6 protein-coding genes are annotated in these 12,542 nt (G+C 46.0%); 2 read left to right on the top strand and 4 right to left on the bottom strand.

Annotation, left to right across the window (positions count from 1 at the left end; all coding sequences use genetic code 11):
• The first annotated feature begins 20 nt into the window (after positions 1 to 20).
• Together sixA and QUA71_RS17920 are read left to right on the top strand one after the other, a co-directional pair.
• Positions 21 to 515: a phosphohistidine phosphatase SixA gene (gene sixA / locus QUA71_RS17925; protein WP_333286973.1), complete on the top strand. Its 495-nt coding sequence runs from the start codon at positions 21 to 23 to the stop codon at positions 513 to 515.
• 233 nt (positions 516 to 748) lie between these two features.
• On the top strand, positions 749 to 1,894 hold the full coding sequence (locus tag QUA71_RS17920) for a citrate synthase (RefSeq protein ID WP_333218689.1): 1,146 nt from the start codon (positions 749 to 751) through the stop codon (positions 1,892 to 1,894).
• A gap of 517 nt (positions 1,895 to 2,411) precedes the next feature.
• On the opposite strand, the gene QUA71_RS17915 is transcribed toward QUA71_RS17920, so the two are convergent.
• The 4 genes from QUA71_RS17915 to QUA71_RS17900 all read right to left on the bottom strand — a co-directional run bounded on the left by QUA71_RS17915 (position 2,412) and on the right by QUA71_RS17900 (position 12,114).
• Positions 2,412 to 5,825, bottom strand: a complete 3,414-nt coding sequence (locus tag QUA71_RS17915) for a SpoIIE family protein phosphatase (protein WP_333286971.1) — start codon at positions 5,823 to 5,825, stop codon at positions 2,412 to 2,414.
• Between the two features lie 79 nt (positions 5,826 to 5,904).
• Complete coding sequence (locus QUA71_RS17910; protein ID WP_333286970.1) at positions 5,905 to 6,180, bottom strand: hypothetical protein; 276 nt, start codon at positions 6,178 to 6,180, stop codon at positions 5,905 to 5,907.
• A 289-nt stretch (positions 6,181 to 6,469) separates the two neighbouring features.
• On the bottom strand, positions 6,470 to 8,584 hold the full coding sequence (gene argZ / locus QUA71_RS17905) for a bifunctional arginine dihydrolase/ornithine cyclodeaminase (protein WP_333286968.1): 2,115 nt from the start codon (positions 8,582 to 8,584) through the stop codon (positions 6,470 to 6,472).
• Positions 8,585 to 8,961: 377 nt separating this feature from the next.
• Positions 8,962 to 12,114, bottom strand: coding sequence for a PAS domain-containing protein (locus QUA71_RS17900; protein ID WP_333286966.1), 3,153 nt, complete (start codon positions 12,112 to 12,114; stop codon positions 8,962 to 8,964).
• Positions 12,115 to 12,542 lie beyond the last annotated feature (428 nt).

Below are 12,542 nucleotides of genomic sequence, written 5' to 3'. Positions count from 1 at the left end.
CTATCAAAAGGACAGCGACAGTGGATTTATATCTGATCCGTCACGGTATCGCAGCCGAGCCCGAAGAATATGATACAGACTCAGAACGCCCGCTGACTAAAGAGGGCAATCGTAAAACCCGGAAAATTGCCCAACGGCTGTACGAACTCGAAATTCAGTTTGACTTGATTCTCACCAGTCCCCTACTGCGGGCGCAGCAAACCGCCCAAATCCTGCAAACAGCCGATTTGAGTTCCAAAATAGAAGAATCCGGCGCCCTGGCACCTTCAGGAGAAATCGGAAACTGGCTGGAGTGGTACAAACAGTGGCAGGAAATAGGTAGCCGCAGCTTGGCCCTGGTGGGCCACCAACCAGACTTAGGCCACTGGGCAGAAACTTTGCTTTGGGCTCGATCGCAAGATGCCCTGATTCTCAAAAAAGCAGGTATCATCGGCTTAATCCTCCCGGAGACCGGCTCCCCAGTGGGCCGCAGCCAAATGTTTTGGCTGACTCCGCCCAAGTTTTTGCTGCACTAGAAACAGCGAACCGCCCCGACATTAACAGGACGCGCCAGCCCTCTTAAAACCGCATTCTGGGACGGCGAAACCGGGTTTGAGGGGCGACAATACGCAGCGGTGCGATCGGGCTGTCTGTTGAAAAACCCGGTTTCTGAACCCCAATTAAATGATTATTTGTCAACACTGTGACACTATCTTCGTTTCTGGTAATGTACTTTTAGTAGATTGAACTCACACAAAACGGTATCGCAATGGTCGTCGGCGAATTCAAACCAGGTTTAGAAGGTGTTCCCGCCACCTTGTCCAGCATTAGCTACGTCGATGGACAAAAAGGGTTGCTGGAATATCGCGGGATTAGCATCGAGGAACTGGCACTGAAAAGCTCCTTTCTCGAAACTTCATATTTATTAATCTGGGGGGTACTTCCGACAAAGGAAGAACTCGAAGCTTTCGAGCATGAAATTCGCTATCACCGCCGGATCAAATATCGCATCCGGGACATGATGAAATGCTTTCCAGAAAGAGGACATCCCATGGACGCCCTGCAAGCTTCAGCGGCCGCCTTGGGCTTGTTCTACTCCCGCAGAGCTCTGGCTAACCCAGCATACATTCGAGAAGCTGTAGTGCGGCTGCTAGCTAAGATTCCCACAATGGTAGCAGCGTTCCAGCAAATGCGGCGGGGAAATGACCCGGTGCGACCGAGGGATGACTTGGACTACTCGGCTAACTTTCTTTATATGCTCAACGAGCAAGAACCCGATCCGCTGTTAGCTAGCATTTTTGACACTTGTCTGACTCTCCACGCTGAACATACAATTAATGCCTCTACATTTTCGGCAATGGTAACAGCTTCGACGCTGACAGACCCTTACGGAGTGATTGCTTCAGCAGTTGGCACTTTGGCGGGGCCGCTGCATGGGGGAGCTAATGAAGAAGTGATTGATATGTTGGAGCAAATTGGTTCGGTAGAAAACGTGCGGGCTTTTGTCGAGAAGAGTGTTGCAAATAAGGACAAAATCATGGGCTTCGGTCACCGAGTTTACAAGGTGAAAGATCCGAGAGCAACTATTCTTCAGAGGTTAGCAGAACAGTTGTTTGAGAACTTCGGCCACGACGATTATTACGACATTGCTGTCAAGTTGGAAGAAGTGGTTGAAGAGAAATTGGGTCACAAAGGAATTTATGCAAATGTAGATTTCTATTCTGGTCTGGTTTACCGAAAAATGGGAATTCCGCTGGACTTGTTTACGCCGGTTTTTGCGATCGCCCGTGTTGCTGGCTGGTTGGCCCACTGGAAGGAACAGCTAGAGGCAAACCGCATTTACCGCCCGACTCAAATATATACGGGGACTCACGGTGCTCCTTATATTCCGATGGAAGAAAGGTTGCCGTCCTAACCTAAAAGGTAGAAGCTAAAAAGCAGTAGTATGAGCCCTAGCTGGCAAGTGGAGAAAGGGAGAATTTGCGAGCATCCCAATTTCATAAAAAGCGTTTTTTAGGAGCGCTGACGTGACCGCTCGCTTGCTGATATATCTCGCTTCGATCTCTCACAGCGAATACTCCTGTAAAAGCCAAAAGCTGCCGTGCTGGGTTTCACCCCTCTTGTATTTTGTGCTGTTAATTGGCGACAATGTTGCTAAGTGACGATTTTCAGGAACTCCGGTCCTCAGACTTGCGGGTCTGAGGTTTTTTATTGCCCTAAGTAATATCAAATCCGCGCTTCATCGGAATTATTCATCTCTCTGGGAGCTCCCTCTGCGTTCTCTGCGCCCTCTGCGGTTAAATCTCTTAATTCCAGTCTTCACCACCAGGAAAGTCAGCTAAATGCTCATCGATCGCATCTTCCAATTCCTTCCTCGAATAATTGTAGGTCAACGATAGTAGCGGAATTGCGATCGCAAATAATAAGTATTTTTAATTATAAGCAACAGCCAGCGATCCCTCCGAACTCTGTGCGTTCTTCTCATCCGTGCGCTTGAGAACCACCAAAGTAATATCATCAAACACCTTTTGTTCTCCAATAAATCCCCGCAGGTCATCAATGGCTGCTTGCTTGATTTGTTCGGCACTCAAGTGCCAATTAATCCCCACCACTTCACACAGTCTTTCCAATCCGTAGAATTTGCGATCGATATCTCTAGCTTCGGGGATGCCATCGGTGTACAAGACCACCCCATCCCCCGGTTCTAACTCCACCAATTCCTCACTAATTAGATCGGCAATGTCGTCATCCAACCCAATGGGAAACCCTAAATTTATTGTGTCAATCCGTTCTATTTGACCGCCTTTTCTGACGACAATTATTTCCTCATGTTGACCGCTGATACTGATTCTGCCCTCGGCATAGTTGAGGATAGCTAGGGTTAAGTTTTTATCGCAGTTCATGCGCTGCAAGTTTTTATAAATTGTGCGATTCAGAGTGTCTAAAAAACGCACTGGATCGAGTTCTTTAATTTCTTTCAGGGTGCGGACAGCCGTTTGAGTCATCACCATCCAAATTCCGCTTTCGAGTCCGTGTCCCGTGACATCACCAATCCCAATAGTGACAATATCATCAGTATAAAGTATATCATAATAATCACCACCTACTTCATCAGCAGGTGCCATGAAACCAGCTATTTCTAACCCTGCAATGGCTTGAAGTTCTTCAGCTTTAGGCAGCACCATTTGTTGCAGTTGTTTCGCGATATCGAGTTCGGCAGCCAGGCGCAGGTTTTCCGTTCTCAAGCTACGCATATTGATTTGAGTGTCGATGCGAGCAATCAATTCATCTTTAGCGATGGGTTTCGCTAAATAGTCGTTGGCCCCGATATTCAAACCCATAACAATATCTTGAACTTGAGTTTTAGCCGTGAGGAGCAAAATCGGCAGTTCGGTGCTGGAGAAGCGTTCTCGTAGTTTTTTCGTTACTTCGTAACCCGTCATTTTGGGCATCATCACATCCAGCAGAACGACATCGGGTTTTAAACCGCCTTCCATCAGCGCGATCGCTTCCAGTCCGTTGCTTGCTTGAGTAATGGTGTAGCCGTACACAGAAAGATGATTAATCAAAACCTGACGATTAATCGGTTCGTCATCGACAATCAAAACCTTAATCGTGGGTTTGTTCCCCTCGATCGAGTCTTGGCGATATGTTACGTTTTGCGTTGCTAACGAAATCGAACTTTGACTCTCGGAGACTGCCGGAACGGAGCGACTCTGTGCCGCAGAACCGCGAGCAATCGGTAAAGTTACGGTAAATTGAGAGCCTTTCCCAACTTCCGATTTGACGTAAATCTTCCCCTCATGAAGTTCGACGAGTTGTTTGGTTACAGCAAGTCCTAAACCCGTTCCTCCATACTCTCTCGCGGTCGAACCTTCAGCTTGTTCAAAAGATTCAAAGATGCGATCGAATTTATCTTCTGGGATGCCAATCCCCGTGTCGGAGATAGTAATTGCAAGTTGTTCTTTGTCCCGATCTGCCTCGTTTCCTCCCGATCGCTCGACCATTGCTGCTGAAACTTCCACTGTCCCGCTTTCAGTAAACTTGATGGCATTACCGATCAAATTATGGAAGATTTGTTGCAGGCGGTTTTCATCGGCGTTGGCGGGAGGAAGAGTCTCTGGAATAGCATTTACCAGTTGTATGTCCTTACCACCAACGAGAGGTTGGCTCAGGGTAAGAACCACATCAGCAATCGATCGCAGATCGACAGGTTTGAGTTGCAGTTCCAGATTTTTGTGGCGCAGTTTTGAAAAGTCCAAGATATCATTAACTAAACTTGCCAAACGGCGGCCGCTGGAGATAATCATGGCGAGATTGGAATGAGTTGCAGACGGTAACTCTCCTGTTGCACCGTCGATGAGCGATTCTGCCAGGCCAATAATTCCATTGAGAGGAGTCCGCAATTCGTGGGAGGTATTGGCTAGGAATTCGTCTTTGAGTCGGTTAGCTTGCTGAAGACTCATTTCGCGAGTTTGCACTTCCCGAGCCATCGTATTAAAGGAATAAGCGAGACGACCGAGTTCGTCCTGTCGGGCAATGTTGAGTTGAGTGTCAAAGTTGCCCGCCGAAACTTTCTCGGTAGCCTCGATCAATTTTTTTAAAGGTTGAGCCACTTGCTGTTGTAAGACGAAAAATAGGACGGTAATTTCAACCAGCAAGGAAAGCCCTCCCAGAAGCAAAATAAAGCGAGCGGTATCGCCTGCCAACTCCGACAGAAGTGCTTTAGGATAGACGGTTACAAAATACCAGTTGGGTCCTTCGAGCCGAGTGATGGCTAAGTATTCCCGATCCTGAGTATTTTCCAGGACAATTTGACCCGACGGCGCGTTTGTGACCAACTTAAAGATTTGTTGAATGTGGCGATCGCTGGAAGTCAAAATATCGAATAGACCTCCTTTTTGCTGAATTTCGGCCATGCGTTCTGGATGAACAATTAGACGGCCATCTTCGCGGAAAATTAGATTGTAGGCTCCGGAAAGGCGCTCGTTAATCGCGCGATCGAACAGTTCGTTGACTAAAATATCGTGTCCGATCGTAATTAAATGGCGATCGTTAATATCGACGGGCGTTTCGCAAGAAACCATTGACGCTTTTGCCACCTCGTCGTAATACAAGCCCGTCCATGCGGTTTTTCGACTGGGGTTATGTTGAAAATCTGCAACGTAAACCCACTCTTCTTGAGTCATATCTATGTCAGCATTAGCATCTAATCCCCAAGGAGTTCCGGGCCAGCGAACGACATTGATGTTTTCGGGAGTGGAAACGTAGAGGTTGATGAAGCGATTGCTCCAAGCTGGACCGTAACTGTTTATCAAATCGTAGGCTACGACCATCCGACGGCGCAAATCCGGCGTAATTTTGACGTTTTTGCCAATAATGCCAGAGGTATTTTTTTCGATCGCGCCGTCTGCAGTTTTCTGACCGTAGAAAAATTCTGGACGCAGGCGAGTTGTTCCATCTGCTTGCGTTTCAAAGAGTCGATCGAATCTCTGTTGCGGATCGTCGTTCCCCAGTTCTTGCAGTCGAGCGAGAAATTCGCTTTTGAAAATCGCATGGTTATCTTGGGCGAGTTTAAAAAGCGTACTTTCTCGCTGTCCTCGCTGCACGATATATTTTTCTAATTGTCCCAGGGTTTGCGATTCCAAGTGCGAAATCAAATGCCAATAACTAATCGCCGTTGAGATGACCACGATCGTAGCGATGCGAAGGGTCATCTTAATTAAGGTTTCGCGGGTCAGCGAGCCTTTAAATTGAGAAGATTGAGATGGGGAGGACATATACCCACCAAGAGCAACTGCCCGAGCAATTCGAGTAGCAATCGTGTTTAAAGGTTGAAACAGCATCGGCAGACCTTCTAGCCCTTAAGATGGGTAAAAACATAACGCTTGGGCAGATTCACCCCGGAGTCAAAACCGAAAGCAACTACTTAAAGCCACGTCCGATATGAGGAACATAAACCAGTTTTCGAGCATTCGTTTCAGCGGCAATTTCCTCTGTGTGCGATCGTAATACCTCTTCAGGCTCTTCAAAGGCTCCGTCTTGGCTCAAATCTTCAATCAGTTGCTGCATTAAATTCTCCGTAACGTGAGGCATCGTAAAAATGTGTTGAAAGTTGCCGCAGTCAATACCGGGTACGCGAGGATATATAGAACAAGGTTCTTTTGTCGGCGGCGATACTTTTCCTAGAGTTTCATCCATGATGATTTTAAGTCCCCATCACATAATTACTCAGTTAGATCTAAAAGGCTGCAAGCTTTTGAATTTTAGAGACACAATAGATAGATTAGCAGAATTAGGAAAAAAAAAATATTCCGCAAATTAGCCTGTTTACTGATACCCTCTAATTCATCGATAATTGCTAGGGTATCTTCATTCCTGCGTGCCAAAATACAATTTTTTAGGTCTATTAATTCCTGTACTCTTGATTTGGCGCTCAAGATTTATCGGAGTTTAGTAAGGTGCGCCGCGCGCACCCTACTCGCTAAATCTAAACAGATTGAGTTACATGATGGCGGCTAGTCAATTTATCCAATTGATTCACCAACAAACTCAGGAACAATCCCACATCAGTGACAACTCCAGTAGATTCGATCGAGCCCCGATCGCTCAATTTCGTCACCACCGCCGGATTAATGTCCACACACACCATCTTCACACCCGCCGGCGTCATATTTCCCACACCAATTGAGTGCAGCATAGACGACAGCATTAACACCATATCCGCACCGCGTAACAGCTCAGTATATTCTTCTTGAGCCTTAACTAAATCCATTTGCGTGTCGGGAAGTGGCCCGTCATCGCGGATTGAACCGGCAAGAGAAAACGGTATATTGTTCTTCACGCACTCGTACATCACACCGTTAGTAACCAGGCCTGCTTCAACAGCTTTTGCAATACTCCCGTAACGCCGCACAGTGTTAATTATTTTCAAGTGATGCCGATGTCCGCCGCGCACAGCTACGCCACGTTTCATGTCAACCCCTAAAGAGGTTCCCATATTCGATTGTTCCATGTCGTGAACTGCGATCGCATTTCCACCTAACAAAGCTTGCACGTAACCTTCACGAATCAAATGCGCTAAATGTTCGCCACCGCCGGTATGGATGACAACAGGCCCCGCCGTAACTACAACTTTGCCACCGCGATCGCGAATTTGGCGCAATTCCCACGCTACTTGTTCCACTACCAATTCTACGCGCCGCTCGCTAGAAACGCTGCCCGACATAAAGCTGAATTCTTGAGAATTGCGCTGTTCCCGCGATTCTGTTTTGCGGATTGTGCGGATACCCACTACATCTACAACGACTTTTTCTCCTACTTTTAAATCGCGCAATAATTTGCATTTAGCCACTGGGCCTTCTGCCGTTTCTGTAATAGCTACTGCTCCATCCATCCGCTGATTTTCTACCTTCACCCACTGGTTATTTACCCGCACTTCCGTGGGATAAATCGTACTCACATAAAAGTCGTCGGGGCCGACGCCATCTTGCACTACCGGCTCTAAAATAGCGTCGCAAATCTCTTGCGGCGGAGGAACTGCACCCAAGTCAATCAGCATTCCCATGATTTCTTCCATCACATCGTGGGAAGGAGCCGAAACTTTAACGTCTGCAGATGACGTGCTTTGCCGCTGCTCTCCTAAATTGAAATTGAGCACTTGGAAACTGCCGCCGTTTTCGATAATTAAGTCTAAAGCGCGGCTGATTAAACCAGCATCGAGCAAGTGACCTTCCATGCGAATTGTGCGGCTTTCTACCATCACGTTTGGCGATCCATCTTCTTGAATCGGTTCCGTTACCCGCAGCGTCAAACACTTACAGGCGCCGCCCGCTTTCAGGAATTCGGTCATCGGCGTTTCAATTACTTGAAAACCTGCCTGAGTAATGCGAGTTTTCAAGGCTTCGCTAACCTTGTTCATTACCACTACTTTGTCAATATTGACGGCATTGCAGGCAAAATTGGCGGCATCTGCTTCTTCAATGGCAATGCGTTTTTCCGGCGCAACTCGCATTTCAATTAAGCGGTTGGAGTAGGAGTCAAATGCTGCTGGATAGTAGAGCAAATAGCCACCTGTCAGGGGACAAAAACAGGTGTCTAGGTGATAGAAACGTTCGTCAACTAAACGCAGCGAAAGCACTTCTATGTTGAGCCATTTTGCTAGTAACGGGTGCGAGTCGAGTTCGGAACGGAAGCCGTATCCGGCCCACAACCAGCGTCCTTCGCGATCGAGCAAAGCATCGCCAGCGCCCTCAAACGGCAAGTCTTTCGGGAGTTCGTGCACCGTGAAACCTTTGCTTTCAAACCATGCTTTGAAATAGGGCTCTTCGCCTTGGCGTTCTTTGTGATAGAAACGGCTGAGGACGAAGGTATTGCCTAAAAGTAAGCCTGCGTTTGCGGTGAAAACCATATCCGGCCAGCCTTTTGCGGGCGGTACGAGGTCTACCACCGCGTTGTCTTTGAGGACGTGGTAGAGTTTTTCCCACTGTTCGACGGCGCGATCGCGCGATGATTTGTGTACGTTGCCCTCCATCCACGGATTAATCACGTAATCCACATCGTAGTGGTCAGGAGCACACATGAGGAAGCGAATTGAGTCAGTCATAATTCAGTAAAAATGTGGTAGACGCTACAGCAGACGTATGTTGACAGAGTTTGTATAAGAGCAACTGTAATATTCACTACTAATTTTAGCAGCGTAACGTCTGGAGGCTTTTAAGGCTAACTTTTTATTATATCAGCCTTAGGATTAAATTATACTAAATCACAGACTGTTAGCAAGAAATACTGGAGATAATGCCAGGTTATGACGCAACCTAAAATAGGTTCTGATAGACGATTAATATGGTTTCCGTTCAATTGCCCCCAATTGGACGATCGGGGCGGGTTTACGGTCGTCTCAGGCTGATATTAGAGATTGTTGGTGGACTCGCCCCTACAATAATTATGGTTAATTGGCCGGACAGGATATAACAGCTTATCCTAGCTGTTAATTTTCAACTTTTGCGAAATCGGAAGTTCGATCGCAAATTCTGTTCCCCGGCCAACTTCTGAATGACACTCCAACTTACCGCCGTGCCTGTGTTTAACAATTTGGTAACTAATCGACAACCCCAAACCAGTGCCGCTGCCGATCGGTTTGGTAGTAAAAAACGGGTCAAATATCCTTGACTGAACTTCGGGACGGATACCGGGCCCGCTGTCAGAAATCCGCACACACACTTGGTTTTTTCGGCTGACTTCAGTAACAATGCGAATTTGGTTAACTTTGCAAGTACAGCTTGCTGATGACTCTTCCACAGCGTCGATCGCATTCAACAACAAATTCATAAATACCTGGTTTAATTGAGCCGGATAACACTCGACTTTTGGCAGTGTGCCGTAATTTTTAATAAGTTGAATTTCCCGACGTTTTTGCTGTGACTGCAATCGGTGCTGCAAAATCACCAAAGTGCTTTCTATCCCTTCATGAATGTCTATTACTTTGCGCTCTGTTTCGTCAAGTCTCGAAAAGTTTCGCAAAGACAGCACTATCTGCTTAATTCGATTAGCACCTTCTTGCATTGAAGCCATGATTTTCGGAAAATCGTCAGCGATAAAATCTACCTCGATTTCTGCCAATTCTTGAGCTATTTCGGGAACTGGTGCGGGATAGTGTTGCTGATAAAGGCTGAGCAATTTTACTAAATCGCCAGCGTACTGTTTGGCGGGAAGAATATTGCCGTAGATGAAGTTGACAGGGTTATTAATTTCGTGGGCAACTCCCGCTACCATTTGCCCGATACTTGACATTTTTTCGGATTGAATGAGCTGGGATTGAGCATTTTTTAAGTATTCCAGAGTTTGTTCTAACTGTTGCGCTTTTTCCCGTTCTCGCAGTTCGCTAAGCAGCAAATCTGCTTCGGCTTGTTTGCGATCGCTAATATCGATATGCGTGCCCGTCATCCGCACAGGATTTCCCGAAGCGTCGCGTTCCATCACCTTCGCTTGACTCAAAATCCACTTCCACTCGCCGGATTTTGTCAGCATCCGAAATTCCTTTTCGTAAGTCGGCTCTTTGCCTTCTAGGTGAGCATCTAGCGCTGCTTTAACCGGATGCCAATCCTCTGGATGTACCAGTTGCTCCCACGATGCGATTTTATTTTCTATTTCCTCTACTTCATATCCTAGCATCGTTTTCCACCGCGAATTAAAATAGACTTCTGCCGTGACCAGATTCCAATCCCACAATCCCATCGCACTGCCTTCAAATGCCAGCTCAAAACGTTCTTCACTAAGAAGCAAAGCAACTTCGGCTTGTTTGCGATCGCTAATATCCATTACTGTTCCCAAAAGTTTGATTACTTCCCCGGTTTCGTTAAAAACCGCTTCTCCCCTTCCTTCCACGTATATGATTTGACCGCTAGTATGAAAAAATCGGAACTCTCTTTTGTAGGAAATGCCTTGTGAGATAGTGAGGGTGACAGTTTTTTGAAACAAGTGTCTGTCGCGGGGATGACACATCTTTAAAAGTTGGGCAGATGTCGGTTCAGTTGCAGTTGAGTCAAGACCAAAAATGCGGAATACTTCTTCTGACCAAGTAATTTTATGGGTGACTAAATCAAATTCCCAACTGCCGATATGGGCAATTTTCTGGGCTGCTGCTAGACTAGCTTCGCTCTGTTGAAGTTTAAGTCGCTGTTGTTTATCTTGTTCGAGAAGATTGGCTTGAGCGATCGCAATTCCCATCTGTGCCGCCACAGCGTTCAATAATCTGATCTCATCTTGTGTCCAGTGACGCGGGCTATCGTACTGGTGCAAGCATATCATTCCGTTGGCTTTTCCCTGGTAGGAAGTGCGGATGGATATCAGCGACTTCAAACCTATTTGACAGCACAAATCTCTGACGTTTTCTAGCAGGGGTTCGGAAAAAACATCGTCAGAAACTACAGCTTGATCTTGGGACAATAAAAACTGAACGTGAGGATTGCCCTGTACGGGGATTTCTAAATCTAAAAGTGATTGTGATGGGCCTTTTCTGTACTCAGCGACATTAAAAATTCGGGGAACTGGGTTTTCTGTGTAGGTGTGAATCAAGCAGCAATCGGCATTAAAAATTCGGCCTATTTGGGCCGCCGCGGTTTGAAAAACTTGCTCGGGATTTAAGCTGTAGCGGATTTCGAGAGTAATTGTTTCTAGAAGAAATCTTTGCTTGATTTGCCGTTCCAAAGCAGCTAAAGCTGTTTTAAGTTCGAGTTCTGCTTGTTTGCGATCGCTAATTTCAGCAGCAGTTCCCAGAATTTTCCAAGGTTGGCCCTGCGCTGTTCTGGCAAACACGCTCTCCCGGCTGCAAAACCACCGATATTCACCATTCTTGTGCTGTATCCGGTATTCAAAATCAAAGCTTTCGCCATCTTTTGCTGTCGCAATTTTTTTTCTTTGTTCTAAGAATCCAGGGATATCGTCAGGGTGTATTAACTTAGGAATAAATGTGGCTGCCATCTGGTGTATTTCTTCAAACGTGTAGCCAATATCGCTATAAATTTCGCGGTTGACGTAGAGACTTCTCTCTTCTATCAAATCGTAAACGTACAATAGATTAGGATTCGTTTTAATTACTGCCGACAGCCAGTGCTGGCTTTCTCGTAGTTGTGCTTCGATCCGCTTACGTTCTTCTATTTCAGCTTCTAACAGCACATTTTTCGCTAAAATTTCTTTAGAAAGCCGACTGAGCAGCAGTTGATTTTCGACGCGAGCTACGACTTCTTCTATTTCAAACGGTTTAGTAATGTAGTCTACCGCCCCCAGCGAAAAAGCTTTGACTTTATCAAAAACTTCATTTAAAGAGCTGATAAAGATCACAGGAATATTTTTCGTTTTCGGAGACGCTTTTAGCTGTTCGCAGACTTGATAGCCATCCATACCGGGCATCATGATGTCCAGCAAAATCAAATCCGGTGGACTCGATACAGCAAAGTTGAGGGCCAATTTGCCATCTCGTGTCGGCCGCACTTTATATCCCCGCTTAGACAAAAGCCGGGATACAAGTCGCAAGCTTTCTGGATTGTCGTCCACCATTAAAATATTTTCTTGTAAAGCAGTGTTGGGAAGTCTAATTGTTTCTCGTCTGGGATTTTTCTCATCAGTTGTATTCACAGCAGACCCTCAAATTATTCAAATTTTTCCTGTGGGAATAGTTTTAAGTCATTAACCGTTTGTAGCTAACACTTTCAGGTAAACCAGCACAACTCTTGGGTAGATAGCACACTCCTAAATTATCTGTAATTATATCAAAAATAAGAAGAGTGGGAAAATGTGTGAAAATTTAATTATCGCACCCCATCAACAAAACAGCCGAGATTCCTCAAATCACAGGCTCCGCAAGCAACTTTGATTAAAGGTAAAATTTTTACAATGTCTAGAACCGGGTTTCGCCTGCCTTTACCTGGTGGCTCGCTATTGTGTTTTCTAAGCAAATATCCTTAGTCGAAATGACAATTAAAACACCCCCCGATCAGTGGTGTCAACTTAAGACTAAAATCCTTTGTTTCTCTGGTTTGTATCCAAGTCTTGAGTCCGGTAAA

Origin of the sequence: Microcoleus sp. MON1_C5, from assembly GCF_036701875.1 — a bacterium.
Lineage (GTDB): Bacteria > Cyanobacteriota > Cyanobacteriia > Cyanobacteriales > Microcoleaceae > Microcoleus.
The sequence above is the reverse complement of the archived record's forward strand: the minus strand, read 5'-3'. Positions and strand labels throughout refer to the sequence as shown.

Excerpts from the sequence above, each read along its gene's own strand:
- QUA71_RS17920 (WP_333218689.1), top strand. The coding sequence starts at position 749 with ATGGTCGTCGGCGAATTCAAACCAGGTTTAGAAGGTGTTCCCGCCACC.
- QUA71_RS17915 (WP_333286971.1), bottom strand. The coding sequence starts at position 5,825 with ATGCTGTTTCAACCTTTAAACACGATTGCTACTCGAATTGCTCGGGCA.
- QUA71_RS17910 (WP_333286970.1), bottom strand. The coding sequence starts at position 6,180 with ATGGATGAAACTCTAGGAAAAGTATCGCCGCCGACAAAAGAACCTTGT.
- argZ (WP_333286968.1), bottom strand. The coding sequence starts at position 8,584 with ATGACTGACTCAATTCGCTTCCTCATGTGTGCTCCTGACCACTACGAT.